The following is a 26,746-nucleotide window of genomic DNA, read 5'->3' on the forward strand; positions in this document are numbered from 1 at the left end:
GGCGAGACCGCGCGGCGGGCGCAAATACGGTGTAGCGCTAGCACAGCGCCAGCGACCCCGCGGAGGTCGCCTATACGCGCGTCGGATGCGGCGAAACATCCGGCGCGCGTGAATCTACTTGTAACTAGTAGGCGCGATCGTTGAGCGTGCTCCAGAGCTTTTTGGACTCAGCCATGGTCCACGCGTTGATCTTGTCCTCATCGATACCGACAAACTCGCGATCCTTGTACAGGACGCGGCCATTGATGATGGTGGTACGGCAGTTTTTACCCATCATGCCAAAGAGCATGTGGCCGTCGATGTTCTCCTCGCTCAGCGGCGTAAAGGGCTTGTAGTCCATAACGATGACGTCGGCGGCAGCGCCGGCCTCGAGCACGCCGAGCTTGCGATCGAAGTACTTGCTCGCCATCTTGGCGTTGTTCTCAAAGAGCATCGTCATGGCCTCGCACCAGCCCACGTTGGGCATGGCGGCGTTGTGGCGCTGAATGATCAGGAAGACCTTGAGGCTCTCGAGCATATCGTGGGTGTAGGCGTCGGTGCCCATGCACACGGGGATGCCGCGGCGGAAGAACTCGAGCACGGGGGCGCAGCCCACGGCGTTGCCCATATTGGATTCGGGGTTGTTGACGAGCCAGGTGCCAGACTCCTTGACGATATCCATCTCGGCAGGCGTCACGTGGATGCAGTGGCCGAGCATGGTGTCGGGACCCAGAAGGTTATGCTGCAGCAAGCGCTCGACGGGGCTGATGCCGCCGCGGTTGAGGCGGGAGTCCCACACGTCATTCATGCCCTCACACACATGGATGTGGAAGCCGGTCAGGCCGTTGTTGGCCTCGGCCATCTTGTCCATGGTCTCGTCCGAAAGCGTAAAGGTGGCGTGACCGCCAAACATGGCGGCGATCATGTGGTTGTCGTTATCGCGACGCTCCTTGGCGGCCCACTGGGCAAATTCGGCGTTCTCGGCAATGGCCTGGTCGCATTTTTCCTGACCGCGGCGGTCGGAGACCTCGTAGCACAGGCACGAACGCATGCCCAGCTCCTGCGCGGCATCCTTAATGGCAAAGAGGCTGCCCGGAATCTCGCAGAAGCTCGCGTGGTGATCGAAGATCGTGGTGACGCCATCGCGGATGGAGTCCAGAATCGTGGCATAGGCGCTGGCCTTGGTGCCGTCGAGCGTCAGGTTGTCGTCGATCTTCCACCACTGCTGCTCAAGATTCTCCAGGAAGTTGGTGGGGTTGCAGCCCTTAATGGCAAGGCCGCGAGCCAGACCCGAGTAGATGTGGGTGTGGCAGTTAATGAGTCCGGGCATGATGAGGTTGCCCTGGGCGTCGACGTACTCGGCATCCGGGTACTTGGCCTTGAGCTCGCACTCGGGGCCCACTTCGACGATCGTATCTCCGTCAATGGCGACCGCACCGTTGGGAATGAACGGGGTCTGAGCGTTGCGGGTAAAAACGGAACCGTTAGCGACCAGAAGCATGAATGCTCCCTTCAACATCAGAGGCGGGGTTTGACACCTCTGACATGGCGGAGTGCGAAGCGCCGGCCTACACCGGAAACGGGCCCTCTCCCGTCAACGCTTCACCAAAGGGACAAACCCTTTGAAGTGCGGCTTGACGCCGCATGACGTCGGCGGACGAGGCGATGCGTCCGCCGACGAATAGCACCGAATTGGTTACTTCTTGCTCTCGGGCAAGACCAGATCCACGGCAGCGTCCTTGGCAGCATCGATGTGCTGAGCCACGACCGGCGTCTGCGGAAGAATCAGGTTAAGGACGATGGCCATGATGGCGGTGGGGGTTACGGCATTGGAGCCGATGACGGTGGACACCCAGGCGGGCATACCCTCGCCGGCAAGGCAACCGCTGGCCATCCAGATACCCAGGCCAAAGACGACGGAGGTACCGACGATGGTGGTAGTGCGCTGCGTGAGGCCCTCGCGGGTGAACATGCGCACGCCGTTCATGGTAATGGTGCCAAAGACGCCGACGGTCGCGCCGCCGATGACGGGCTGCGGGATAGCGGAAAGGACGGCAGAGAGCTGCGGGAACAGACCGGCGATGGCAAAGACGGCCGCGATGATCACAAAGACCCACTTGTTGACGACCTTGTTGGAGCAGATGATGCCCACGTTCTGGCCAAGGGCGCTGGTGGGAAGACCGCCCAGCAGGCCGCCGACCATAGAGGTGAGGCCCTGGGACACGATAGCGCCGGAGAGCTCGCGCTCGGTGGGCATACGGTCGATGGAGCCCAGGCAGGCGGCGGAGACGTCGCCGATAACCTGGATGGCAACCATGGGGAACACGACGGCGAGGGTAATGCAGACCTCGGGATCAAACTCGAGCGCATAGGGCATGAGCTTGGGAAGGGCGAAGACCTGAGCGGTGGCGACGCTTGAGAAGTCGATCATGCCAAAGGGGATGGAGACGATCATGCCAACGATCATGCCAAAGAACACGGATCCCAGCTTGAGCGTGCCCTTGCCAAAGTTGGCGAGCGCAAAGACCACGGCGAAGGTGATAAGAGCGACGCACCAGGCCTGCGGGGTGCCCCACAGTGGCGTACCCATACCGCCGGCCATATACTTGACGGCCGTGGGATACAGCGAAACGCCGATGGAGAAGATGACCGTACCGGTCACGACGGGTGGGAACAGCCACTTAATCTTGCTGTAGGCCAGACCAAAGAGGACCGCGACGGCACCGCCGACAATCTCGCCGCCCAACAGCGCGCCAAAGCTAAAGCCCGAGGTGCCCATGGCCTGCAGGGCCGGGAGGAACGCGAACGAAACGCCCATGACGATGGGCAGGCCGCCGCCGATGCGACGGAAGGGGGCAAAGGCCTGAAGGGCCGTGTCGATCGCCGAAAGAATGAGCGCGACCTGGATGATGTCGGTGCTCTGCTGGCTATTAAAGCCGTAGACGCCGGCCATGATGACAGCCGGGGTGATGATGCCGGCAAACGATGCCAGTACGTGCTGAAGGGCACACGGGATCATTTCCTTAACGGGAGGCATGCCTTCACGAGTGAACAGGGCTTCAGTGCCGTTCGTAACCGTCTCCTGGGTCATTTGACCACCAATCCTCGAAATAGTTGTTTTCGCATCTAACGCCCTATTGTGACGCAGTGCGGGGTTGAGGTTGTGCCTTCGTTGCATATCGTATTAAAGATGATTCTCATTCTCAATAATAATTTTTTGTTATCAGACTATTCTTCAGCTGAGATAATGCATTTCCGCAGGTCAGGAAAGTGTCTGGTCAAAATAGCATCTAACTTTTCTTTTGGTCAACCGTTTACCGCCAAAATCATACCGTTCGTCTGCATTACGTCATGTACCTGCGGATATACGAGATGATGAGCAGCGTGTTACCATGAGAAAAAATTGTTATGAAACTTCCGCTTTCACCCAAAGGAGTTGCCCGTGAACGAGACCGTACGTCGCTTTTTGCCGATGGTCGATTTCCTGGAGCAGATACTCGGCAAAAACAGCGAGATCGTGCTGCACGATTTCTCGGATCCCGACCACGCCATCGTCGATATTCGCAACGGCATCGTGAGCGGCCGTAAGGTCGGCGGTCCCGCCACCGATCTGGCGCTCAAGATCATGCACGACCCAAAGTATCGCGACCTGCCGTTTATTACGGGCTATGAGGGGCGCGGTGCCGGTGGCAAGACGTTGGAGTCAGCGACGTACTTTATCCGCGAGGATAAAGAGATCGTCGGCATGCTCTGCGTCAACACCGATCTCTCGACCGTGCGCTCCATCAACGCCATGGCACAGCAGCTCATGGCCTGCTTCGACGCGGCGCCGACGCGCACGGAGCCCGCCCCTATCGAGGTCGAAAGCCTTTCGGAGTCCACACAGGAGCTCATCGACCGCAGCATTGCCGAGTTGCTGAGCGCGCGCGGGCTGGATGTAGCGTCGCTTGGCCAGAGCGACCGCGTGGACGTCATTCGCCACCTCAACGGCAACGGCGTGTTTATGCTCAAGGGCGCCGTGGCCTGCGCCGCCACCGCGCTGGGCATCTCGGAGCCCAGCGTCTACCGCTACCTGCAAAAAGTTCGCAAGGAGGGCTAAACGTGATCCCTTGGGGACGAAGGGAAACGGATCATTTTTGTCGCATCGCTTGACAAAAGACCCTGCAGCTCGCACGCGCTGCAGGGTCTTTTTGCATGTCATGTTTAGTTGTTACCAACACCTTAGAGAGCGGCGACAACCTCGATCTCGACCAGACCGCCAGCCGGAAGAGCGGCAACCTGGAAAGCGCTGCGCGCGGGGAACGGGGCCTCGAACTTGGAGGCGTAGATCTCGTTTACGGCAGCGAAGTCGGCAATGTCAGCCAGGTAGACTGTGGTCTTGACGACATCGGCAAAGGTGGCGCCGGCAGCGGTCAGCAGGGCCTCGACATTAGCAAGGGACTGCTTAGCCTGGGCCTCGACACCCTCGGGCAGCTTGCCGGTCGCGGGATCGATGCCCAGCTGGCCGGACAGAAACACCATGTTGCCAGTCTGGATACCGGGGGAATACGGGCCGATGGCTGCGGGTGCGTTATCGGAAGACACGACGGTCTTGCTCATGTTTTTCTCCTTACAAGTAAAAGGGAACGGGAGCGCGGCGTTCACACCGGGAGGCACAGTTCGGTCTGAACACCGCGCTTGATTGGGATAGTACTCAAGGTTTCCGCGCGATGCAAGATTATTATCACGTTGCGAGAATATTTTATCGCCCAACGGCGTCTGTCGGCCTCTGAACGGCGCGACCGGACGGTGAAGCTCAAAACGATCCGTTCCCTCCGTCCCCAGCCGATCAGGTGATCCATAGGGGACGGAGAGAAACGGTTCATTTTTGCTGCAAGGGCTGCTGAAGACTTTATCCTGCTTGGACCACAGGGCTCGTCCGCCGCAACAGCACCACTATACTTTTGAATATCTGAGCATTTTGAAAGGCAGGATATGACCGCAACCGCCAGTCGAACCACCAACCGCAGACCCGAGCTTTTGGCGCCCGCCGGAGGGCCCGAGCCCTTTGCCGCCGCACTCGCCGCCGGGGCAGACGCCATCTACTGCGGCATGGGCAGCTTCAACGCCCGCCGCAAGGCCACCAACTTTACCGACGAGGCCTTTGAGCAAGCCTGCCGCGCCGCGCATCTAGCCGGGTCGCGCGTCTACGTCACGGTCAACATCGTCATCAAGCAGTCCGAGATGGGCGATGCGTTGCAACTCATCCACCGCTGCTCCACGTTGGGCGCCGACGCCTTTATCATCCAGGACTGGGGCCTGTTCTTTGAGGTCAAGCGCACGATGCCCGGCATCGAGACGCACATCTCAACCCAAGCAAACATCCACGACGACCGCGGAACCCTTTGGTGCCGCGAGCAGGGCGCCGACCGCGTGACTCTCTCGCGCGAGCTTTCCATCGACGAAATTGCCACCATTCACGACGCCGCGCCCGATGTGGACCTTGAGGTCTTTAGCCACGGCGCCATCTGCTTTTGCTACTCGGGCCTGTGCCTGCTTTCGAGCTTTGCCATGGCGGGGCGATCGGCCAACCGCGGCATGTGCGCCCAGCCCTGCCGCCTGCCCTACGAGCTGATCGACGAGAACGGACGTACGCTCTCCCCTGCCGGACGCGAGCGCGCTCTATGCCCGCGCGACACCAACACTTCGCAGCTCGTTCGCCGTCTGTATGACGCCGGCGCCGCATCGCTCAAGCTCGAGGGCCGCATGAAGGCGCCCGATTACGTGTACTCCATCGTCGATGTGTATCGTCATCAAATCGATGACATGCTGGCCGGGGTCGCCGTTGATAAGCACGAGGACGCCGCTCGCCAGCGTCAACTCAAGCGCTGCTTTAACCGCGACTTTACGCACGCCTATCAGGACGGCACCTCGGGCGACGAGATGATGAGCTATGAGCGTTCCAACAACCGCGGCCAGATCGTGGGCACGGTGCTGGGCAGCCGCCCGGCCAACCGCGATGTGCGCGGCCTCAAGCCCGACGACCGCCGTCGCCGCGCCGCCATCGCCCGCATTGAGCTGTTTGAGCCCGTGGGCAAGGGCGACCTGCTGGAGCTTCGCCACGATAACGAGTTTGACCAGTTCCTAACCACTATTGCCGCCGATGATGCCGCCGCCGGTGACATCATCGAATGTCGCGTGCCCCGCAGCATGCCCGAGGGCTGCCGCGTCCGCGTGATTCGCAGTCAGCGTGCCATCGACGCCGCCGGCGCCGCGCTCAAGCGCGATGTGCTGCGCCGCCGAGCTGTTGATGTGTCCGTCGTGGCGCGTCTGGGCGAGCCGTTTACTGTCACTCTCACCTGCTGTGACAACCCCGTGCTCACCGCCACCGCCACGGGCTTCACCGTCGAGGCCGCCAAGACCCGCGCCGTCGAGGCGGCAGACCTGGTTGAGCATGTGGGCCGCATGGGCTCCTCGCCCTTTGAGGCAGCGAGCTTTGACGTTTCGCTCGACGCCGGCTGCGGTATGGGCTTCTCCGCCGTGCATAAGGTGCGCGCCGCCGCTTGCAAGGCGCTGGAAGAGGCCATTCTGGCACCCTACGAGGAGCGCGCGAAAACGCTCGAGTTGCCGGTGCTCGACAAATGTACGCGCCCTATGCCCGAGCACTACCGCGATGAGCCGCAGATCTGCGCCACCGTCACGTCGCTCGACGCCGCCGAGGCCGCTCGTGCCGAAGGCGCCACGCGCATCTACATGACCACCGACGTACTCGATGCGGCCGAGCTCTCCCCTGCCGATGCATTTGAGCAGGGTATCGTGCCCGTACTCGACGAGGTCTGCCGCGCCGCCGACCACGAGCGCGTCGATCCCTTGATCAATGCCGGAGCCACCGTCGCCGTCGGCAATATCTCCGAGCTTGCCCTGGCCGCCCAGGTTGGCGCCACGGCCGAAATTCGCTCTTGCCTGCCGGTTCACAACACGCCCTGCATGGAAGCGCTTGCCGAGCGCGGAGCCGGTGCGTTTTGGCTCTCGCCCGAGATCACGCTCGACGAGATTGTCTCGCTCGGCGCCGCCGCGCCCGCGGCTCTGGGCATCACCGTCTTTGGCCGCCCGCGCGTCATGACAAGCGAGCATTGCATTCTGCAGGTTGCCAACGGCTGCATCCACGATTGTGCCAACTGCCGTCTGCGTGCCCGCAAGCTCTCGCTCAAGAATATCGACGGAAAGGTCATGCCCGTCCGCACCGACATCCATGGCCGCTCTCGCTTGTACGACGCCTACCCCATCGACCTTACGCCGCAGGTACCACAGCTGCTCGATGCCGGCGTGCGTCGTCTTATGGTGGACGGCACGCTGCTCGAGGCCGATGAGATTGGCCGTGCCGTCGCCCGCGTCCGTCGCGCCGTCGAGGCCGCGCAGGCCGGCCGCAAGCCCGCCGCCCGCCTACGCGGGGCGACCTCGGGCTGCATGTTTGTGGGAATCAGCTAACCGAAAGGCTTACACGTGAACGAAGAACCTCAAGTCCTCTACTGCGACGCCTGGCTCATGGCCATCGACAAGCCCGCCGGCATGATCGTCCACGGCGACGGCACCGGCGAGCGCACGCTCACCGACTACGCCAGCGACCTGCTGCTGGCGATGGGCGACGGCTTTGCCGCGACCGACATGCAGCCGCTCAACCGCTTGGACCGTGACACCACCGGCGTGGTGCTGTTCTCACTCGACAAGCAGACGCAGCCCGCCTTTGACCAGATGATCATCGACCACGCGTTCGAAAAGCACTACCTGGCGCTCGCCGAGGGCAAGATCGACTGGAACGAAAAGCTCATCGACAAGCCCATCGCCCGCGACCGCCACGATAGTCGAAAGATGCGCGTCGGCGCCAGCGGCAAGCCGTCTCAAACACGCGTAAAGGTGCTCAAGCGTCTTAAGAGCCGTCGAGGCCTGCCCACGCGCTCGTATATCGATGTCGAGTTGCTCACCGGCCGCAAGCACCAAATCCGTGTGCATCTGGCGAGCGAGCGTCATCCCCTGGTAGGCGACGAGCTCTACGGCACGCCGCGTCCCTGCGGCCTCATGCTCCACGCCCACAGCGTGTCCTTTACGCACCCCGTAACCGGCGAGCACATTCACATCGAAGCCCCCTGCCCCTGGGAGCCCTAAACCACCACAAAGGGGACAGGCACCTTTGTGGTGGTTTTGCCGCGATGGCTCTGCCGGATTCCCAAACATCTCGATCTGTAACAGCTAAAGCCCATTTTGCGGTCCATCTGTTACAGATCGAGACATTCGAATCCCCTCAAGGGAATAATCTCAATCTGTAACAGTAACTCGGCAAAATCAGTCCCAGATGTTACAGATTGAGACAAAGGGACGGCGCGGTTCGTAAGTATCTCGATCTGTAACACCTAGCCCACTTTTAACGGTCCAGTTGTTACAGACTTAGACAAACCGGCAGACAACGAAAGCGGCGACGCCCGTGATGGACGTTGCCGCTTTTCTATTGAGAAAACTACTCGGTTTTCGTTACTAACCACCACAATGGGGCACAGGCACCTTTGTGGTGGTTTTGGCCTTAGCCCGTCCCCTGCTGTTAGACCGTGATGACGTTGTCCATTGCCCGGTACTTGGCGGGGACCTCGCCTGCGGTAATAATCGTTGCGTCGCGGAAGTCCGCAAACTTGACGGGCGCCACCATGCCAAATTTGCTGGCGTCCGAGATTACGAAGCGTTTGGCCGTATGACGCATCGAGATGCGCTTTACTTGGGCCTCCTCGATATCGGGCGCCGTGAAGCCCTGCTCGGCGGCGATGCCATTAGAGCCCCAAAAGCCACAGTTGAAGTTGTAGCGATCTAAGGTTGCCAAGGCATCGGGGCCAACGAGCGCCTCGGTCTCGGGTTTGAGCTCGCCGCCCAGCACCACGGTACGCATACCCCGCAAAGCAAGGCGCTGAGCATGGAGCACGGAATCGGTCACGTAGGTGACATCTTCAAGGTGGGGAAGATGCTCGATGAGCCTGAGCGTCGTCGAGCCCGAGTCGATGTATACAAAGCTCTCAGGCTCCACAAGCGCCGCCGCACGGGCGCAGATACGCTCCTTGTCATCGTTATGGAGGTCGCTGCGCTCATTAAGCGTTAGGTCGCGCGTCACGTGCGCGCGCTCCAGACTTGTCGCGCCTCCGTGCACCTTGGCGATACGGTGTGCTCGGTCGAGCGTCTGCAGGTCGCGCCGAATGGTAGACGCCGTCACGCCCAGGGCTTCGGCAAGCTCCGGCACGGTAACCGAGCCGGTCTGCTGAACCATCGACACGATCGCGTTGAGCCTATCTTCCGCTAGCATCGCTTACTCCTCCTCGGGGTACACGACTCCCCAGTCGGCGCGTAGCTTGGTCATCAGCTCCATAACATCAGAAGCATAGCCCAGAAGCTCACGCTTAGAGTCGTCGCCGGCAACGGCCTTCTCAAGATCGGCCATCTCATAGCAAAGGGCGTAAGCCTCAGTGCCGGCGTGGACCTCCTCGCGGTGGCCGTCCGCAGTCCACACGATGGTCGCGTGATCGGCGCGCGGATACTCGTTGACCTCGATATAGCACTTATCGAAGCTAATAATCGAGCGCTTGGGTTGCTTGGAGTGGAGCGTGAGGCTCACAACACCCAGCTGCTGCTCGGCATTACGGCAGACGATGCCGCCCGCAACGTCAACACCGGTCTCACAGGTGTTGCCTAGAGACACGACCTCGGCGGGCTGGCTGGCCATAAAGAGACGCATGACGGACAGGGCATACACGCCAATATCGAGCATGGCACCGCCAGCAAGGTTGCGGTTGTAGAAGCGATTGGTCAGATCGCCGTACTCCTTGTAGCTACCAAAGTTGAGCTGAGCGAGGTTCATGCGGCCGAACTCGCCGGCATCCATGCGGCGACGCAGCTCTTGATACAAGGGCATGTGGAGCACCGTGGTAGCGTCCATAAGGACCACGTTGTGCTCGGCGGCAATGGCACGGGCCTCATCGAGTTCAGCGGAATTGAGGGTAATGGCCTTCTCGCAGAGCACGTGCTTGCCGGCTGCCAGGGCAGCGCGCAGATAGGTGATATGAGTGTTGTGCGGGGTAGTGATGTAGACGGCGTCGATGCCAGGATCGGCGTAGAGGTCCTCAACCGTGTCGTAGACCTTCTCGATGCCATACTGCTCGGCAAAAGCCTGAGCCTTGGACAGCGTACGGTTGGCGACGCCCGCAAGCTTGCGACCGGCAAGAGCAAGGGACTGAGCCATCTGGTTGGCGATAACGCCGCAACCGATGACGGCCCAATGGAGCTCGGGAGCCGTAAAAATATCGTCGGGGAACGGCTTGTCCTGGACCGAAGCGAACGCTGCTTTGGCGGCTGCCGCGGCGTCGAGCGGAGCCTGCTTGGAATCTGCCATTATGTGCCTCCTGTGTCATAGAACGCCTTGCTTTCTGACAGCTCTATATTCGCACAAACACGCGCTTCTGTGCGCGTTTTTGCGTATCTCACCGCTAAACGGTCATTGTTGTCCCGAAAACGGCGCATCTATACGCATATTCACGCAATCCCACGCACGCAAATACGCACAAATGCGAACCGGTCATTGCTCAGAGACAGGGGCTTATGCTTAGAACTCAAAAGACAGGATGATCCGCTTCGCCTCGTCGCTCATGGCGCGCTGCAGCTCTAAGGACCGTCCCAAACTGCCGACAGAAAAGGAACGTTCCAAACTGCAGACAGAAAAGGAACGTTCCAAACTGCAGACAGAAAAAGAACGTCCCCAGGCGCCGGCATTTCAAGAGTACTCATTTAAGTCTGTCCCCAATGAGTGGGAGTAATCAGAGACCCTTTGCAAGGGAGGCCGGACGTGGCCTTCCTCGTTTTTATTCATGGACTTTAGTCCGTGCCGCGCGGCACGCGCGGCATAGAAAGCCACCCGCTCAGCGGGTGGAGGCCAATTTCCGCTACGCGACAAAAACCTTCCCCCTAGCATGAGGATTGTTCAGGTCATCATACTAGGGGGAGGTGATTGCTGTGGCCCAGAAAGCCAACAGCCTCGCGTACACGAAATGGCTGTGCAAGCACCGCATCGCACCGAGGTCAAGCTCATCGCCGCCATCGTCGAGAAGCACCCCAAGGTGCGCTTTGCCGCGAGCCGTACCTCGGCCCACGCCGACCTCTACGACCGCATGGAGCAGGCCCTGTGCGAGCGCGTGGCCAACGCGGTGGAGGTCGTCCGCTCCGACATCAGCCCCGCGCTTCTTGTCCACACCGGTCCAAACCTCGTGGGTGTGGCGGTCCAGGGACTCTAGCGGAGGCGGGGCGTCCTGCCCCAAAAACAAATGCAATAGACGAGCACTTCTTGCCGCTCAATTGGCAAGAAGCGCTCGTCTTTTCTTAACGCGTTGTATGGCGGAGAGAGCGCAAGCTACGCGAGCGCCCTTCTTGCCAGCTCGGCCGCGCCGAGGATTCCTTGGTCGCCGCCGCAGCCCGGGGCGCAGATGTAGCTCTCCATGTCCTTAAGCTCGGCGGTCTGGATGTAGCCACCCAGATATTCGAGGGTCTTCTTGCGGACGATGCCGTAGAGCTGCTCCTGATGCATCACGCCGCCGCCGAGGACGATGCGGCGAGGCGAGTACATGAGCACGAGGTTCGCACACATCTGCCCCAGATAATCCCCCTCGAGCGCCCACACCTCATCGTTGTCCGCGAGCTCGGCCGCGGGCTTTCCCCAGCGCGCGGCGATGGCGGGGCCGGAGGCGAGCCCCTCGAGACAGCTCGCGTGGCTCGGGCAGACGCAGCGTCCCTCCTCGGTGGGACGGGTCCTTACCAGCATGTGACCGGCCTCGGGGTGCAGCATGCCGTGAAGGAGTCTGCCCGCGCACATGACGCCCGCGCCCACGCCGGTGCCGATGGTCACGTAGACGGCGTCCTCGAGCCCCTTGCAGCAGCCGAAGACCACTTCGCCGAGGCAGGCAACGTTCACGTCCGTGTCGTAGGCCACCGGAATCCCGAGGGCGTCGGCGAACGCGGCGCGAAGACCATGGCCTCGCCACGCGAGCTTGGGCGTCTGGAGGATGGAGCCGTAGCGCTCATCGTTGGGGTTGACGCAGGTCGGGCCGAAGGCGCCGATGCCCAACGCGTCCACATCGCGGGCGGTGAACCACTCGATCATCTGCGGGACGGTCTCGGCGGGCGTAAGCGTCGGGGTCTCCATACGGTCGAGGACCTCGCCGTCGCCGGACACCACGGCACAGACCATCTTGGTCCCGCCGGCTTCGAGGGCGCCGAGCCTCATTTGCTTTTCGCTCATGTGATCCTCCTTACAAAGGGACGCCCGCAGTCATGGTCAACCGCGGGCGCCCATAACGTTGGCTTGTTTCGAGGCGACCCTACCTGGGCACGCGGTCCTGCCTTGCGGCAAACGGGGCGAGCACGGCGTGCGGCTCGCTTTGGTACCAGTAGGCGACGGTGGAGATGTCGTCCTCGCGCTCGTAGAGCTTGATGTCGTCGTTGCCGAGGTCCTGGAACGTCACGCGCAGGTCCTCCTTGAACGAGATCGGGTCGGGAAGGTGCCACCTGTAGAGGCCGTGCCTGGGCAGCGCGTCGTCGTTAGTCGCGAGCATCGGATTCGGGTTCGGCTTGCCCGCGCTGAAGCGGTCGCGCGTGGCGTCGCGCGTCGAGCGGTACGGGTAGCCGGCGAACAGCGTGTTGAAGCACTGCGCCTCGGGCAGCGCGTGGGGCGGCCTGTCGAGGAAGGCCCAGGCACCGCCGAAGTAGTCCTCGGCTCCCGTCGAGGTGACCGTGGGGAACTCCTCGTCGCCGTCGAGGAAGAACTTCATCTCGCCCTCGCCCCACCAATAGCGCTCCAGGGCGCACAGGGCCATGTAGGTGCCGACGTAGTAGCCCTTGCCGCGCACGCCGTCGAGCACGGTGTAGTCGACGCCCCTGCGGGTGCTGCGCTCGCGGTTAAAGCGGGCGTGGAAGTACATGGCGTCGTCCGGCACGTCGGTGAGCGCGTAGTTGAACGTGTAGAAGATGTACTTAATGAACCCGGGGTGCTCGCTCGTAAGCGTGACCTTGGCGTGCTTCCTGAAGGGCATCTCGAAGTAGCAGTTCATGCCGCCCGTCGGGTTCACGCAGATGGGCATCGAGTTGACGATGGCGCGCTCACCGAAGCCGTTGCAGAAGAAGTCGCCGACAGGGCACTCGACCGAGGGGGTCTCCTCGTCGTCCCAGTAGAAGCGCAGCACGAGGTCACGCATGACGAAGCTGCCGGCGGCGGTCTTGTCGGGGACGGTCATCCAGATGTGGCGGATGATGCCGGGTCCCTCGATGTCCGCGAGCGTGATGGTCTCGCCGGACTCAAGGGGCACGCAGCACGAGCCCTTGCGGCCGACGCCGAGGTGGCTGGCCGACATGGCGGCGCGGCCCTTCTCGCCCGTGATGTTCTCGGGGGTGATGGCGCGGCTTTCCTCACCGCCGTGCATCCACACGTCCTTAAGGAACTCTCTCATCGTCGACCTCCTCTATTCGTCGTCGTCGCGCTCGGCGGAACTGGCACCGTTCACGTAGATGATCTGCTGGCGCGCCTCGTTGACGAGGGCGTCGAAGTCGAGTTTCTCGTCGGGGCGCGCGAGCGCGACCGTCATGGCGAGCGGGAGGTTGACACCCGCGATCACGTGGATCCGGTCGGAGGCGAAGCGGGAAAAGCGCTGGTTCACGCTGCCGCCGTACGCGTCGGTGAGGACGACGACCTCGTCAGTGCCCGAAAGAGCCGCCTCGACCGCCGCGTCGAGCCCCTCGCCGTTGTCGTTCACGTAGGCGCACACGGCGTTGACGGCGTCGCCCTTACCCGTAAGGAACTCGAGGGTGTCCTTGAAGCCCTGGGCGAGAAGGGAATGGCTCGCCACAACTATCTTTCTCATTGATTCACCAATCTCTTGGGTCGAAGCTAGGCGAGGATGCCGGCGGCGGAGGCGACCATCGCGAGGACGATCACCACGAGGATGAGGGCCGTCATGCTCGCGTTCTTCTTGGTAAGAAGGTAATACGCGCTTCCCGTGATGGCGGCGGGGATCATGGCAGGCAGGATCTTGTCGAGCAGCGGCTGAATCTCCATCGCGACGTCGCCGAAGCTGAAGCTAATCGGGCAGGTGACGCCGATGACCGAGGCGATGAGGCAGCCGACCACGGTGAGGCCGAGCACGGAGGCGGCGGCAGTGAGGTTGGGAAGCTTCTCGCTGAAGTCGGTGACGAGCTTCACGCCCTGCTTGTAGCCGAACTCGAGGGCGTGCATGCGGACCCAGAAGATGGCCAGGATGAGCGCGAACCAGATGCCGGCTCCCACGGGGTTGCCCTCGATGGCCATGTAGGCGGCGATGGAGCCCATGATGGTCGGGATCATGGTCATGAGCAGGGAGTCGCCGACGCCGGCGAGCGGTCCCATGGTGCCGATCTTCAGGTCTTGGACGGCGTCCGCCGCCGCTAGGCCGTCGCGCTCCTCCATGGCCACGCAGGCGCCAAGGATGATGGCGGCGAGCCAAGGCTGGGTGTTGTAGTAGCGGAAGTTGTTGTTGAGCGCTTGCTTATAGTCCTCGTCGTTCGTGTAGATCTTCCTCAGGACCGGCGAGAGGGCGTAGGCGACTGAGGCGCCCTGCTGGGTCTGGTAGTTGAAGGTGCACACGCTCATGAGCCAGCGCCAGTTCGCGTTGCGCAGGTCCTTCTTGGTGACCTTGTAGCCGGAGGGCTTGCCCTCGGCGACGGCGGTGATGTTCTCGTTTTCCATGGTTACTCATCCTCTCCGATGAAGGCGTCTGCGGAAGCGTGGGCGGCGAGCTCGGTGTCCCTCTCGGCACGCTGGTAGAACGCAATCGCGAGGGCAACGCCGACGATGGCGGCGCCGATGATGGGCACGTTCAGGAAGGCCGAGAGGAAGAAGCCGGCGAGCAGGTACTGGAAGTACTTGGCGGTTGGCATGTAGCGGAGCAGCATGGCGATACCGACGGCCGGGAGCATCTTGCCGGCGAGGGTGAGGCCGGAGAGGAACCACTGGGGCATGACCTCGAGGAGCCAGTTGACGGCGGGCTGGCCGAGCGTCACGGAGACAAAGACGGGCAGGGCGGCGCACAGGCCGAAGAGCGCGGGGCAGACCCACAGGATGGCGTTCATCTGATTGAACTTACCCTCGTTGCAGAACTTCTGGGACTTCTCGACGACAAAGCCGTTGAGGATCTTGGCGACGACGTCGAGCTGGATGCCGAGCATGCCGACCGGCAGGCCGATGGCGAGGCCCGTGTCGGAGCCCAGGGTCACGCCGTAGGCGGTGGCGATGATGGCCATCGTGCCGTAGTCGGGAATGGAGGAGCCGCCGAAGCCCGCGACGCCGAGCTGCATGAGCTGAATGGTGCCGCCGATGACAAGGCCGGTCTTCCAGTCGCCCATGACGACTCCGGTGATGAGGCCCCAGAAAACGGCGTAATTGACGAAGATCATCGGGATGCCGTAGTAGTCCACGTGCTTGATGAAGGCCAGCAGGGTCAAAAGGACGACCTGCAGGATAGTGAAGTTGACCATATTTCCCCCTTAGATGAGGTCTGCGACGGAGACGGGCTTGTCGGCGGGCACGAACTGGGCCGTCACCTTGACGCCACGGGCGATGAGCGCCTTGTAGCTCTGGACGTTCTCGGCGGAGGCGTAGGCGCGCTGGGTGAGCTGGATGCCGTCCTCCTTGACGAGCGAGCCGCCGACGACCAGCGACGGGAGCTCGACGCCCGACTCGACCAGGCGAAGCATCGTCTCGGGCTCCTTGGCGATGACGAAGACCTTCTCGCGGTCGTACTTGCCCGCGGCGAAGTTCTTGAGCGCGGTCTGCTCGGAGATGATCGAAACGGCCATGCCCGCGGGGCGCGCCATCCTCATGGTGGACTTCAGGACCTCGTCGCCGGCGACCTTGTCGTCGATGACCATGACTCGGGTCGCGCCCGACACCGGGGCCCACTGCGTCACGATGATGCCGTGAAGCAGGCGATTGTCGATTCGTGCCATAACAACACTCATGTTTGCTCCTATCAAATGAAGTTTTACGTTCGGTACTGCCTCGGCGCTATCCGGATTCGCGCCGGGCAAGGGGTTATCGGATTATTGAGGACGCGCGGTCAGCTTGCGGCGGCGCGGGGAAGGTCACTCGTCGAGCAGGAGGTCCGAGGAGCCGAGGCGCTCTTCTCGCGCCGGGGCGGCGCTCACGCTTATGTAGTCGAAGACATATGCGATCTCGCTTACGGGAACCTCTACGCGATAGCGCGTCGAGATGCTCGAGAAGCTCTGCCTGAAGGACTCGATGAAATCGGCGCGTTCCTCCTCGAAGCGGTCCTGGCCAACGTAGGTCTCAATGGGGTTTCTGGTAACAAGGCGCTCGACGAGACAGCAGAGGTGAACGTAGAGCCCAATGATGGCGTTGCTGCCGATCTTCTCGCCTGTCCTGCGCTGAAGCTCGTGCACGGCGCTCTCGATCTCATGGAATAGCCGCTCCGGGTCGAGGATGGTGATGGAGCGGATGACGTTCTGCAGCGTCATGTTCGAGAGCAGCTTCTCGTGGAAAGAAGAGAGCTCGGAAGCGTCAAGCCACCTGCCGAACACGACATCAACCTTAGAGGCGGACGCCGTCGACATGATGTCCTCGAGGGCGACGAAGGGGACGGAGGCGACCCCGGGGTCTCCCGTGCCGATGACGGCGCAGACGCGGTGCTCGGAGAAAACGGCGTCGTTCGACCCGTTCGCGACGAGCTGCTTGAAGGGCCTCGTGAGCAGGCGCGCGCCTATGGTGCGCGGGAGGCTCTGCGAGACGAGCTGGCGTATCCTCTCCGCGGCGTCGACCCCGGACTCGGAGCAGAAGACGATGGCGTCCTCACGGTTGACGCGCTCGATCACCTTGCAGTGCGTCACGCACGCGGCGGTCGCATCGCCAAGAACCTCGGCGATGGACTTGCCGCCGAGCAGCCCGACCCCGATCTCGAGCGCAAGACCGGTAGAGACGTTGTTCACCACGCCGATAGTGGAGTCGGTAACGTTCTCGAGGGCCTTATAGGCCTCCTCCAAGGAGCCCATGTCGACGAGGAACACGACCCCGGTGCAGTAGGAATGGCGGTCGACGAGGCGCTGGAGCGGACCGACGATGTCCTTCAGCTGCTGGTCGTAGGGCATGTCGACAGCCTCGTACACATGCATGCCGAGCATACGGTTCGCCGCGTCGGCGATGCTCGTCGCCGTTGAGTAGCCGTGGGACAGGATGACGCAGAGCGTCCGAAGGGCCTTCGCATCGCGAGACTCCGATGCGACGCACAGCGTCAGAAGCGTCTTCGTGAAGTGATCGAGCGAGATTCCCAGCGCCCCTTCCACGTCTGCGGCGACCTGATCGGAGACACTCGAGGCAAACGGCAATTCGGAGGTCACGGCACCGAGGAGATGGGAGATTTGCTCCGCACAGGCAGACTTTCGCTTAGCCAGGCCGATACCCGGCCACAACTGCAGGCAAATCTCCTGGGCCAGTAGAAAAGCGACCTTCCTCGAAAGCTCGATGCCATAAGAAGAGCCTGCGTCGGCAAGGACCGCGCCCACGACGCGCTCGAAGGCGCGCGACCTCGAGGAGGCGACGCCGTGGTCGAAGATCAAGTGATCCTCAACGCCGCGCACAGCGGAGACAGCTTGCGAGACAAGCTCGGAGACAGAGAGCTCCCCGGCGCAGAATCGCTCATCGAGGGAGCACAGGGCATCGAGCGCCTGCTCGACCGGCCCTGTGCTCTCGGCGGCATCCAGAGACGCGTCGATCAGAACGCCATCGTCGGGCTGTTGATCGATCTGCGCGGAGGAGAGGAGCCCGCTGGGAAGAAGATACGGGCGAACGACGACGTAGTCGCCCTCGCGATTGAGGAACGCTTTGGCGCAGCAGTTCGTCACGCAGGCGCGCAAGCCGGCGATGTTATCGGAAAAGTCCGCGTTCACGAGGCAACGGTATGCGCCGCGGCTGATCTTCACATCAGAACCGATTCGGCACCCCTCGCTGCGCAGGAAGCTCAAGATGAGATCCTCGCGCTCCTCGGGGGTCCGCTCCTTGAGTGAGGGGACGCGGGCACAGATGGGCATTTTGCTGTAGGCCGAGGAAACCTTCAGGTCATCGGCGGATAGCGTCGTCGAAAGAACGAGGCGAGCGCGCGGCGCATCCTGGGAGGCATCGAGCCCGAGGGCCGTCGCAAGGCAGTGCTCCATCGCAGAGGGAGAGAGTGCCTCGATGCCGTTGACAAAGACCACACCCCCGCGCGCATTCGCGATCGACTCGTCAAGAAGCCCGTTGAACGAGGCGGCGTCCGGGACCCCGGCGCAGTCGATGCGCACATAGGAGGAGTCGCGGGACAGCAAGCCCTGGTTCTTGCCGTACTCGTACACAAGGCGAGAAAGGAAAGACTTACCGACACCCACGCCGCCGCTCAAGAGGATGGGCAGGCCAAACGGAGGGTACTGAACCGCAGCCTTGCACTGCTCGACAACGGAGCTGAGGCTCATGTCGAAGCCCACGGCACGCGCGAAGTCGCGGTGATCGGCGATTCCCGTCGCCTGGATGAGGTCGGCGAGCGAGGCGTACTCGCTTGCAGAGAGCTTTACCTGAAAACGCTTCTGGAACGCGCGGCGATGAAAATAACGGACAGGCCTGCCCGCCACCTTAACCACAAGACCGGCGCGAACAAGGTCGTTGAGGTACTGGCTCGCCAGGCTCCTGGAGATGATGAGTGTCTCGGCGATGTCGGAGGTGGACAGACGGGCAAGGTCGTCGAGCGAGACGGCAGAGGTGAGGGCCTCGAGATGCTCGAGAATCCTGTCCCTCATGTCGACGGGTTTCTTTGCCAAGCTGTCCTGTGTGGTCTTGTCCATGACTTCTTACCTCCTCGTACAAGGAGTATAAGGGGAGAACAGAGAACGGAAGGGGGCGCGTGGGGGAATCAACAGCTCCGAGGAAAAGTCCACCACTTGAGGGGCAGAAAACAACGGCCATTGAACATTCAGGGCCGACGCTCAACACTTCGGCTCGACACTTCGCTTTGGAAAGGGCCCCGGCGCGCCGGGGTCCCAACATAAAGAAGGGCCCCGGCGCGCAGGGCCTAAAGCTTAACCATGCGCGCGGCGATGCGGGCGCAGTCGCAGGCGGCCTTCTTCTCGAAGGTGTTGTAGTCGACGACCCGGCCCTCGGCGCAGGGCTTGTCGCTGATGGCGCGCACGACGACGAGGGGCACGCCGTTGAGATAGGCGGCCTGCGCGATGGTGCAGCCCTCCATCTCGCAGCACAGGTCGCCGAAGATCGCGAGGATTCGCTCCTTCTGTTCCGCGGGCGAGACAAACTGGTCGCCGGAGACGACGCGGCCCTTGAGGACCTTAATGTCGGGGGCGACGGCGGCCGCGGCGGCGCACGCCGCCAGCAAGGGCCGGAGCGGATCGCGCAAGATCAAGGCGTCGCCCGGGAGGTCGGGCGTTACCGTCAGCCGGCGCCGCGTCTGCCGCATCATGAGGGAGAACGGCCTGGCCGGCGCATACGGCAGGAAAAGGTTCAAGGTGCACCCCGGGGCGATCAACGAGGCCGACGTGTCGAACGTCGTCGCGCGCGGCTTCGGCGGCAGGGCGCCGTACACCCATATATGCAGCGACTTGGCCTGCGTGCGCGTCGGGGCGTCGTGGAACTACGTCTGCCTGCTCGTCGACCTCTGCAACGGGGAAATCGTCGGCCACTCCGAAGGATCGAGGAGGGACGCGCGAGCTCCGAGCCAAGCTCTTGGATTACGTGCACTGGTACAACAACTTCAGGATCCACTCGACGCTGGGCTACATGTCGCCGGTCGAGTTCAGGGAGGCGGGGCCGTCCCTCCCGGAATCGTCCAAATAAGTGTTGCCAATCCATAGCCAATCCAGCCATCATCTTCGCGAAGGCGGACGTCAGGAAAAGCTCGGCTTGAGCTCGGTCGGACGCGGTCTGTGGGGCATCATTCAGGCTCAGGGGGTCTCCTTGTCTTCTTCGGTCGCAACCTGAATGATAGGGACGGCCCCTTCTCTCTTTCCCCTTCGTTTTCGACGCGTCACCCTCTCGGCGGGCTTAAGGCCCGCGCTCGCGGGTGCAGGGGCTACGCCCAAACCCCAAAAACGTAACGCCGTGCTCGAAGCGTTTCCGGACGTCAGCGTAATCTCAAATCCCGTTCGTCAACTCATGGGCAAGCCACCTGAGACTACTCATTTCTCCTACTGGCAATGAAGACCTGCGACCTGCAGTTTTGCAAACTGCTTGAAAGCCACCTGCGTTGATTCACTTCCTATTGCAGCTGGCGGCTTGCACGCGAAAAGGCATTTAAGTTTCAAAACGGGCGTTTTCGGCGCTATCGAGCCTCCAAAGGCATCCCGTCGCGCCCTTTGGGACAAAAACAAAAACTCAAAGCCCTGAGTTCGAAAATAGTTTTTGGAGTTGTCCCGACTTTTGTCCCCGAAGCCGACGAAACGCGACAGGGTGTCACCTGGCGGCACTCGATTCGAGACGGCACCGAAAACTGGATGCAACCGGAATGACAGGACGGCAGAACCGAAGCCATCGAGTGGGGATAGAAAAAGGCCCGGGTGCCGTGGCATCCGGGCCTTTGCTAGCAACTTGATGTTGCGGGCAGCTTAGAACTTGTGGCCGCACTTCTTGCAGACGCGCAGCTTGTTCTTGCCGTCCTTCTCGTGACCGACGCGGGTAACCTTACCGCACTCGGGGCAGACGAGATTGACGTTGGAGGCGTCGATGGGAGCCTCCTGCGAAACGATGCCGCCCTGCTGGTTGGCAGCGTTGGGCTTGACGGCCTTCTTGACGACCGAAACGCCCTCGACAACGACCTTGTTCTCGGCGGGGAGAGCACGCAGGACAACGCCCTGCTTGCCGCGATCCTTACCAGAGAGAACCTGGACCTTATCGCCCTTCTTGATATACATATATCTCCCCTAACTACAGGGTCTCGGGAGCGAGCGAGACGATCTTCATGTACTTCTTGTCACGAAGCTCGCGAGCGACGGGCCCGAAGATACGGGTGCCGACGGGCGAACCATCGTTGTTGATGACAACGCAGGCGTTCTCATCAAAGCGAATGTAGGAGCCATCCTTGCGGCGGATCTCCTTAACGGTGCGAACGACGACGCAACGGACAACGTCCTTCTTCTTGACGTTGGCGCCAGGGGTAGCCTCCTGGACAGCACCGATGAACACATCGCCGATGCCTGCATAACGACGCTTGGAACCGCCAAGCACCTTGATGCAGCGAATCTTGCGAGCGCCGGAGTTGTCGGCGACGTTCAGCATGGTTTGCATCTGAATCATGGTAGATGTTCCTCCGAACTAAGAACCGAAGAGAGGTGCGCAGCCTTTATACGGCCCGTGGTATGCAAGCCAGGCATACGCACATCTTCGGAAACGTACAAGTCGTAAGAGCGACTGCTTATTTAGCGCGCTCGACGACCTCGATGAGGCGCCAACGCTTCATCTTGGACATAGGACGGGTCTCCATAACGCGGACGGTGTCGCCCACGCCAGCCGTGCACTCCTCGTCGTGAGCGTGCAGCTTCTTGGAGCTGGTCATCATCTTGCCGTACTTGGGGTGACGCTTGCGCTCGGTGATGGTGACAACAATGGTCTTGGCACCGGAGACGGAGGTAACGACACCCGTACGGACCTTACGCGAGTTACGCGAATCAGTCATGTTCTCTCCTTAGGTCCTACTCGGCGACAGCGGACTTCTCCGCTGCGATCTCGCGGGCGCGCTGCTCCGTGAGGACGCGAGCGATGTCCTTCTTCACGGTGTTGACGCGAGCGGTGTTGTCCAGCTGGCTGGTGGCCATCTGGAAACGAAGGTTAAAGAGCTCGGCGCGCATTTCCTTCAGCTTCTCAACGAGCTGAGCGTCCGAGAGCTCACGAATCTCTGCGGGCTTCATTAGTTCTCCTCCTTGGCGGCGGCGGCGTCCTCAGCAGCCCACTTGGCCTCGAGAGCGGCCTCCTCAGCCATCTCCTTCTCGATGCGCTGCTCAGCGTTCTTGGCAGCAACAATCTTGGTCTTGATGGGAAGCTTGTGCTGTGCAAGACGCAGAGCCTCGCGAGCGACCTCCTCGGGCACGCCCTTGACCTCGAACATGATGCGGCCGGGCTTGACGACGGCCACCCACTCCTCGGGGTTACCCTTACCAGAACCCATGCGAGTCTCGGCAGGCTTCTTGGTGATGGGCTTATCGGGGAAGATCGTGATGTAGACACGACCGCCACGCTTCATGTAGCGGGTCATGGCAATACGAGCGGCCTCGATCTGACGGTTGGTGATCCAATGGGCCTCGAGAGCCTGGATACCAAACTCGCCGAAATGCAGCTCGGTATTACCCTTGGCCTGGCCCTTCATGGAGCCACGCTGCACCTTGCGGTGAAGAATACGCTTAGGGGCAAGCACTACTGACCCCTCCTCTCGGAGTTACGACGACGAGGACGGGAAGAGCCCTCGAGTGCAGGGTTGGGAACAGGCTGGCCCGGGAGCTTCTCGCCCAGGTAGATCCAGACCTTCACGCCGCAAGCGCCCATGGTGGTGCTGGCGACAGCCGTGCCGTAGTCGATCTTGGCACGGAGGGTGTGCAGAGGCACGCGACCCTCGCGGTACCACTCACGACGGCCCATCTCGGCACCGCCGAGACGACCGGAGCACTGGATACGGATGCCCTTAGCGCCGGCCTTGCGGGCAGACTGGACAGCCTTGCGCATAGCGCGACGGAAGGCAACGCGGCCCTCGAGCTGCTCGGCGATAGACTGAGCAACGAGGTTGGCGTCGAGCTCGGGGCGCTTGATCTCGACAACGTCGACGGAGAGCTGGCCCTTGGAGACGCCAGCGACCTTCTCGAGCTCGATGCGGAGGGTATCGATCTCGGCACCCTTCTTACCGATGACAACGCCGGGGCGAGCGGTGAGGATGATGACCTTCACCTTGTCGCCAGCGCGCTCGATCTCGACGCGGGAGACAGCTGCGCGGGAAAGACGCTTCTCGAGGTACTTGCGGATCTCGAGATCGTTACCGAGGGTCTTAGCGTAATCCTTCTCTGCGAACCAGCGGGAGCGCCAGTTCTCGGTGATGCCAAGACGGAAGCCGGTGGGGTAGACTTTCTGACCCATACAGCTTTACGCCTCCTTTCGAGGAGCAACGACGACGGTGATGTGGGAAGTACGCTTCAGAATGCGAGAAGCGGAACCCTTGGCGCGGGGACGGATGCGCTTAAGCGTCGGACCCTCGTCAACATAGGCAGCGGCGACAACCAGGTTGTCGGCACGCAGACCGTTGTTGTTCTCGGCGTTCGCAACGGCGGAACGGAGAACCTTCTCGACATCCACGGCGACGGCGCGGTCGCAGAAGTGGAGGATGTCGAAGGCCTGAGCGACAGGCTTGCGGCGGATCAGATCGACCACCAGGCGGGCCTTGCTGGGGGAAACACGCACGTACTTAGCGACGGCGCGAACCTCGGTGGCCTCAGTTTCAATAGACTTAGTTGCCATTTACGGTTAACCCCCTATTTGGCCTTGTGGCCACGGAACGTACGAGTCGGCGCGAACTCGCCGAGCTTGTGACCAACCATGGACTCGGTAACATACACGGGCACATGCTTGCGGCCGTCGTGGACGGCGATGGTGTGACCAACCATCTCGGGGAAGATGGTGGACGCGCGGGACCAGGTCTTCACGACGTCCTTCTTGCCAGCCTCGTTCATCGCGGTGATACGCGAGAGAAGGCGAGTCTCCACGAACGGGCCCTTTTTGAGACTTCTGCTCATAAGTGCTTTCTCCTAAAACTCGGTATCCGAAATTACTTCTTACGGCGACGAATAATGTGCTGGTTCGAGACCTTCTTCTTCTTGCGCGTACGAAGGCCCTTCGTCGGCTTACCCCAGGGGGTAACGGAGGGACGACCAGAGGTGTGGTTCTTGCCCTCGCCACCGCCGTGCGGGTGGTCGACAGGGTTCATGACGGTACCGCGGACGGTCGGGCGCACGTTCATGTGACGCTTACGACCGGCCTTGCCGATGACGATGTTGGCGTGATCGGCGTTGCCGACCTCACCGACGGTGGCGCGGCAGGTAACGAGGATGCGGCGCATCTCGGAGGAAGGCATACGGACGATAGCGTACTTGCCCTCCTTACCCATCAGCTGGCAGGAGTTACCGGCGGAACGAGCGATAGCGGCGCCCTTGCCCGGCTGGAACTCGACGGCGTGGATGAGCGTACCGACGGGGATATCGGCGAGGGGCAGAGCGTTGCCCGGCTTGATGTCGGCTTCAGAACCGGACATGATGGTCTGACCGACCTCGAGGCCCTTGGGGGCCAGGATGTAGCGCTTCTCACCGTCAGCGTAGTGCAGCAGAGCGATGCGAGCGGAACGGTTCGGATCGTACTCGATCGTGGCAACCTTGGCGGGCACGCCGTCCTTGTTGCGCTTGAAGTCGATCACGCGGTAACGACGCTTCACGCCGCCGCCCTGGTGGCGGGTGGTGATGCGGCCGTTGTTGTTACGACCGGCCTTCTTGGGCAGGGGCTCGAGAAGAGACTTCTCGGGCTTGGTGCAGGTGATCTCGGAGAAGTCGGAGATCGTCTGCCAACGCCTACCAGCGGAGGTCGGCTTAAGGTGCTTTACAGCCATTACAATCCCTTTCAATAGGAATCCGTTAGCCATCGCAGACAGGGATTCGAGGTTCTGCCTCGGGTGCGATGACACCGGACGTATACACGGTTCCGGGCGTGTCCATTTTATACGCCCAAAACCTTGAGCTCCCGCCTCCCCTATTTGGGAGGCATGAGCTCACTCAACAGCAGCGAGTCTTAGGCCTGGTTGCCAAAGACCTCGATGGTGTCGCCCTCGGCCAGCGTGACGATGGCCTTCTTCCAAGAACGGGTCTTGCCGGCGACATAGCGCACGCGCTTGGTCTTGGGCTTGACCGTCAGGGTGTTCACGCGAACGACCTTGACGCCGAAGATCTCCTCGACAGCGTCCTTGATCTGATACTTGTTAGCATCCTTGGCGACCTCGAACGTGTACTTGTTCAGCTCCATGCCGGAGAAGGAGCGCTCGGACACGATCGGACGGATGATGATCTCGTGGGCGGTCATTTATGCAAGCACCTCCCCGAAGTGAGCGGCGATGTCGGCGGGCATCAGCACAGCGTTGTTGTTGACGAGATCGTAGGTGTTGGCCTCGTCGGCAGTGATGATGAACGTCTTGGGAATGTTGCGGAACGACAGGTAGGCGTTGACGTCCTCATCGCGAACGATGATGGTCAGACGCTTGCCCTCAAGGCCAAGAGCCTTGAGCATGGCAACGGCAGCCTTGGTGGAAGGCTTCTCGAAGCCGTAGTCGTCGACGAGCACGAGCTCGCCATCGGCCAGCTTGGCGGACAGCGCGGAGCGCATAGCCAGCTTGACCTCCTTGTTGTTCATACGCTTAGCGTAGGAACGGGGCTTGGGGGCGAAGACAACGCCACCGTGACGCCACTGGGCAGCACGGATGGAACCCTGGCGGGCACGGCCGGTGCCCTTCTGACGCCAAGGCTTCTTGCCGCCACCGGAAACCTCAGAGCGGCCCTTAGCGGACTGGGTGCCCTGACGCCAAGAGGCCATCTGGCACTTGACGATGTGGTGCATAACGTGGATGTTCGGCTCGATGCCGTACACCTCAGCGGCGAGCTCGGCCTCGGCGACCTTCTTGCCCTCGCTGTTCTTTACTTCAAACTTTGCCATTTAAGTGTTCTCCTTGGTATGACGCTGGGCTAAATGGGCTGGGCCCTTAGGCCATACGGATGGCGACGAGACCATTCTTGGCACCCGGGACAGCGCCCTTGACCAAGATGAGGTTCTGCTCGGCATCGATGCGGACAACGGAAAGGTTCTTGACGGTAACGCGCTCGTTACCCATGTGACCGGCCATCTTGACACCCTTGAGGACGCGCGCAGGATAGGCGCACTGACCGATAGAACCGGGGTGACGCTGGAAGTGAGAACCATGCGTCATAGGACCGCGGCGCTGACCCCAGCGCTTGATGCGACCCTGGAAGCCCTTACCCTTGGAGGTACCGATGACGTCGACCTTCTCGACATCAGCGAAATCAGCGACGGTGACGACCTCGCCGACCTTGTGCTCCTCGCCGTTCTCGACGCGGACCTCACGAAGGAAGCGGACAGGCTCGACGCCAGCCTTGGCGAAGTGACCAGCCATGGGCTTGTTCACGTTCTTGGCCTTGATGTCGCCGAAACCGATCTGGACGGCGTCATAGCCGTCGGTTGCCTGAGTTTTAACCTGCGAGACAGCGCAGGGGCCAGCCTGGATGACCGTGACGGGAACGACGTTATCGTCCTCGTCCCAAACCTGGGTCATGCCAATCTTGCGGCCGAGAATCATGCTGATCAAGATATGATCCCAACTCTCGCGTGGTCTTGGGACAATGCGTACACCACCGAGCGTACGCCCCTAGAGGACCACTACTTACACGACGTGCTCCCCAGCCTTGTATTTCGCCCGGACTACCTGACAACCCTATTAAGCAGGCATTTTGTCCAGCCAGAATACTCCCCTGGTTTCACACAGCTGTTTAGTATACACGGCTGCGGGCGTATCCATTGAGATTCATATTTCACTCACATTGTTTACGCAGGTACCTTGATTCTCATTTTCATTGCAACAGCCTCAGGACTCAGCGCAACGCGTTG

At 61.5% G+C, this 26,746-nt stretch carries 29 protein-coding genes and 2 pseudogenes; 6 read left to right on the forward strand and 25 right to left on the reverse strand.

Features of this window, described 5'->3' with window-relative positions:
* Positions 1 to 124 precede the first annotated feature (124 nt).
* Entirely contained in the window at positions 125 to 1,480 is a 1,356-nt protein-coding gene (ssnA, locus tag DXC67_RS08095) for a putative aminohydrolase SsnA (protein WP_117564164.1), read from the reverse strand.
* Positions 1,481 to 1,675: 195 nt separating this feature from the next.
* Entirely contained in the window at positions 1,676 to 3,070 is a 1,395-nt protein-coding gene (locus DXC67_RS08100; protein WP_117638019.1) for a uracil-xanthine permease family protein, read from the reverse strand.
* A gap of 351 nt (positions 3,071 to 3,421) precedes the next feature.
* On the opposite strand from DXC67_RS08100, the gene DXC67_RS08105 reads away from it, so the two are divergent.
* Positions 3,422 to 4,078, forward strand: coding sequence for a transcriptional regulator (locus DXC67_RS08105; protein ID WP_233502309.1), 657 nt, complete (start codon positions 3,422 to 3,424; stop codon positions 4,076 to 4,078).
* Between the two features lie 122 nt (positions 4,079 to 4,200).
* Here the strand turns inward: DXC67_RS08105 and DXC67_RS08110 are convergent, their stop codons facing one another.
* Positions 4,201 to 4,578 carry a RidA family protein gene (locus DXC67_RS08110; RefSeq protein ID WP_089572469.1) on the reverse strand — a complete coding sequence of 126 codons (378 nt, stop codon included), beginning with the start codon at positions 4,576 to 4,578 and terminating at the stop codon, positions 4,201 to 4,203.
* A 375-nt stretch (positions 4,579 to 4,953) separates the two neighbouring features.
* Between DXC67_RS08110 and DXC67_RS08115 the strand changes: the two genes are divergently transcribed.
* Together DXC67_RS08115 and DXC67_RS08120 are read left to right on the forward strand one after the other, a co-directional pair.
* On the forward strand, positions 4,954 to 7,446 hold the full coding sequence (locus tag DXC67_RS08115) for a U32 family peptidase (protein ID WP_117638020.1): 2,493 nt from the start codon (positions 4,954 to 4,956) through the stop codon (positions 7,444 to 7,446).
* Positions 7,447 to 7,461: 15 nt separating this feature from the next.
* The gene (locus DXC67_RS08120) at positions 7,462 to 8,121 is read left to right on the forward strand and encodes an RluA family pseudouridine synthase (RefSeq protein WP_233503210.1); all 660 of its coding nucleotides are present in this window, start codon (positions 7,462 to 7,464) and stop codon (positions 8,119 to 8,121) included.
* 430 nt (positions 8,122 to 8,551) lie between these two features.
* On the opposite strand, the gene DXC67_RS08125 is transcribed toward DXC67_RS08120, so the two are convergent.
* Both DXC67_RS08125 and DXC67_RS08130 read right to left on the reverse strand, forming a co-directional pair.
* Positions 8,552 to 9,298, reverse strand: coding sequence for a DeoR/GlpR family DNA-binding transcription regulator (locus DXC67_RS08125; protein ID WP_117638021.1), 747 nt, complete (start codon positions 9,296 to 9,298; stop codon positions 8,552 to 8,554).
* Positions 9,299 to 9,301: 3 nt separating this feature from the next.
* Positions 9,302 to 10,381, reverse strand: coding sequence for a Gfo/Idh/MocA family protein (locus DXC67_RS08130; protein WP_117638022.1), 1,080 nt, complete (start codon positions 10,379 to 10,381; stop codon positions 9,302 to 9,304).
* A gap of 658 nt (positions 10,382 to 11,039) precedes the next feature.
* Here DXC67_RS08130 and DXC67_RS08135 point away from each other — a divergent pair.
* Positions 11,040 to 11,276, forward strand: a complete 237-nt coding sequence (locus DXC67_RS08135; RefSeq protein WP_089572473.1) for a hypothetical protein — start codon at positions 11,040 to 11,042, stop codon at positions 11,274 to 11,276.
* Positions 11,277 to 11,392: 116 nt separating this feature from the next.
* Here DXC67_RS08135 and DXC67_RS08140 read toward each other — a convergent pair whose 3' ends face one another.
* The 8 genes from DXC67_RS08140 to DXC67_RS08175 form a co-directional block, all read right to left on the reverse strand.
* A complete protein-coding gene (locus DXC67_RS08140) occupies positions 11,393 to 12,277 on the reverse strand; it encodes an ROK family protein (RefSeq protein ID WP_199410693.1) in 885 nt (294 codons plus the stop codon).
* A gap of 79 nt (positions 12,278 to 12,356) precedes the next feature.
* Positions 12,357 to 13,481, reverse strand: coding sequence for a glycoside hydrolase family 172 protein (locus DXC67_RS08145; RefSeq protein WP_172676343.1), 1,125 nt, complete (start codon positions 13,479 to 13,481; stop codon positions 12,357 to 12,359).
* A 12-nt stretch (positions 13,482 to 13,493) separates the two neighbouring features.
* Positions 13,494 to 13,892 (reverse strand): PTS sugar transporter subunit IIA, encoded by a 399-nt coding sequence (locus DXC67_RS08150; RefSeq protein WP_117638023.1) that lies wholly within the window; start codon positions 13,890 to 13,892, stop codon positions 13,494 to 13,496.
* A 26-nt stretch (positions 13,893 to 13,918) separates the two neighbouring features.
* Entirely contained in the window at positions 13,919 to 14,752 is an 834-nt protein-coding gene (locus DXC67_RS08155; protein WP_117638024.1) for a PTS system mannose/fructose/sorbose family transporter subunit IID, read from the reverse strand.
* 2 nt (positions 14,753 to 14,754) lie between these two features.
* Entirely contained in the window at positions 14,755 to 15,540 is a 786-nt protein-coding gene (locus tag DXC67_RS08160; protein ID WP_089572477.1) for a PTS sugar transporter subunit IIC, read from the reverse strand.
* A 9-nt stretch (positions 15,541 to 15,549) separates the two neighbouring features.
* Entirely contained in the window at positions 15,550 to 16,023 is a 474-nt protein-coding gene (locus DXC67_RS08165) for a PTS sugar transporter subunit IIB (protein WP_089572478.1), read from the reverse strand.
* A 123-nt stretch (positions 16,024 to 16,146) separates the two neighbouring features.
* The gene (locus DXC67_RS08170; protein ID WP_117638025.1) at positions 16,147 to 18,888 is read right to left on the reverse strand and encodes a PRD domain-containing protein; all 2,742 of its coding nucleotides are present in this window, start codon (positions 18,886 to 18,888) and stop codon (positions 16,147 to 16,149) included.
* Between the two features lie 227 nt (positions 18,889 to 19,115).
* On the reverse strand, positions 19,116 to 19,433 hold the full coding sequence (locus DXC67_RS08175; RefSeq protein ID WP_197032764.1) for a hypothetical protein: 318 nt from the start codon (positions 19,431 to 19,433) through the stop codon (positions 19,116 to 19,118).
* Here DXC67_RS08175 and DXC67_RS10665 point away from each other — a divergent pair.
* Together DXC67_RS10665 and DXC67_RS10670 are read left to right on the forward strand one after the other, a co-directional pair.
* A pseudogene (locus tag DXC67_RS10665) lies at positions 19,390 to 19,497 on the forward strand (hypothetical protein); the annotation flags it as partial. The gene DXC67_RS08175 and the pseudogene DXC67_RS10665 sit on opposite strands and share 44 nt — an antisense overlap.
* A 292-nt stretch (positions 19,498 to 19,789) precedes the next feature.
* A complete protein-coding gene (locus DXC67_RS10670) occupies positions 19,790 to 19,891 on the forward strand; it encodes an IS3 family transposase (protein WP_231501554.1) in 102 nt (33 codons plus the stop codon).
* A 767-nt stretch (positions 19,892 to 20,658) separates the two neighbouring features.
* Here DXC67_RS10670 and rplX read toward each other — a convergent pair.
* The 12 genes and pseudogenes from rplX to rplC all read right to left on the reverse strand — a co-directional run bounded on the left by rplX (position 20,659) and on the right by rplC (position 26,447).
* The gene (gene rplX / locus DXC67_RS08185) at positions 20,659 to 20,964 is read right to left on the reverse strand and encodes a 50S ribosomal protein L24 (RefSeq protein ID WP_006235043.1); all 306 of its coding nucleotides are present in this window, start codon (positions 20,962 to 20,964) and stop codon (positions 20,659 to 20,661) included.
* Between the two features lie 13 nt (positions 20,965 to 20,977).
* Positions 20,978 to 21,346 carry a 50S ribosomal protein L14 gene (gene rplN, locus DXC67_RS08190; protein ID WP_006235041.1) on the reverse strand — a complete coding sequence of 123 codons (369 nt, stop codon included), beginning with the start codon at positions 21,344 to 21,346 and terminating at the stop codon, positions 20,978 to 20,980.
* Between the two features lie 118 nt (positions 21,347 to 21,464).
* Positions 21,465 to 21,725, reverse strand: a complete 261-nt coding sequence (gene rpsQ / locus DXC67_RS08195) for a 30S ribosomal protein S17 (RefSeq protein WP_006235040.1) — start codon at positions 21,723 to 21,725, stop codon at positions 21,465 to 21,467.
* A gap of 16 nt (positions 21,726 to 21,741) precedes the next feature.
* A complete protein-coding gene (gene rpmC / locus DXC67_RS08200) occupies positions 21,742 to 21,957 on the reverse strand; it encodes a 50S ribosomal protein L29 (protein ID WP_006235039.1) in 216 nt (71 codons plus the stop codon).
* A gap of 107 nt (positions 21,958 to 22,064) precedes the next feature.
* A pseudogene (gene rplP / locus DXC67_RS08205) lies at positions 22,065 to 22,460 on the reverse strand (50S ribosomal protein L16); the annotation flags it as partial.
* Positions 22,460 to 23,170: a 30S ribosomal protein S3 gene (gene rpsC / locus DXC67_RS08210; protein ID WP_117638027.1), complete on the reverse strand. Its 711-nt coding sequence runs from the start codon at positions 23,168 to 23,170 to the stop codon at positions 22,460 to 22,462. The pseudogene rplP and the gene rpsC, both read right to left, overlap by 1 nt.
* A gap of 6 nt (positions 23,171 to 23,176) precedes the next feature.
* Positions 23,177 to 23,548, reverse strand: a complete 372-nt coding sequence (rplV, locus tag DXC67_RS08215) for a 50S ribosomal protein L22 (RefSeq protein WP_006235036.1) — start codon at positions 23,546 to 23,548, stop codon at positions 23,177 to 23,179.
* Positions 23,549 to 23,562: 14 nt separating this feature from the next.
* On the reverse strand, positions 23,563 to 23,823 hold the full coding sequence (gene rpsS / locus DXC67_RS08220) for a 30S ribosomal protein S19 (protein WP_006235035.1): 261 nt from the start codon (positions 23,821 to 23,823) through the stop codon (positions 23,563 to 23,565).
* A 32-nt stretch (positions 23,824 to 23,855) separates the two neighbouring features.
* Positions 23,856 to 24,686 (reverse strand): 50S ribosomal protein L2, encoded by an 831-nt coding sequence (gene rplB / locus DXC67_RS08225; RefSeq protein WP_117638028.1) that lies wholly within the window; start codon positions 24,684 to 24,686, stop codon positions 23,856 to 23,858.
* Positions 24,687 to 24,865: 179 nt separating this feature from the next.
* Positions 24,866 to 25,153, reverse strand: a complete 288-nt coding sequence (rplW, locus tag DXC67_RS08230) for a 50S ribosomal protein L23 (RefSeq protein WP_022094197.1) — start codon at positions 25,151 to 25,153, stop codon at positions 24,866 to 24,868.
* Positions 25,154 to 25,780: a 50S ribosomal protein L4 gene (gene rplD, locus DXC67_RS08235; RefSeq protein WP_006235032.1), complete on the reverse strand. Its 627-nt coding sequence runs from the start codon at positions 25,778 to 25,780 to the stop codon at positions 25,154 to 25,156.
* Between the two features lie 46 nt (positions 25,781 to 25,826).
* A complete protein-coding gene (gene rplC, locus DXC67_RS08240; RefSeq protein ID WP_035137484.1) occupies positions 25,827 to 26,447 on the reverse strand; it encodes a 50S ribosomal protein L3 in 621 nt (206 codons plus the stop codon).
* Positions 26,448 to 26,746 lie beyond the last annotated feature (299 nt).

Source organism: Collinsella sp. TF07-1, assembly GCF_003437235.1.
Classification (GTDB): domain Bacteria; phylum Actinomycetota; class Coriobacteriia; order Coriobacteriales; family Coriobacteriaceae; genus Collinsella.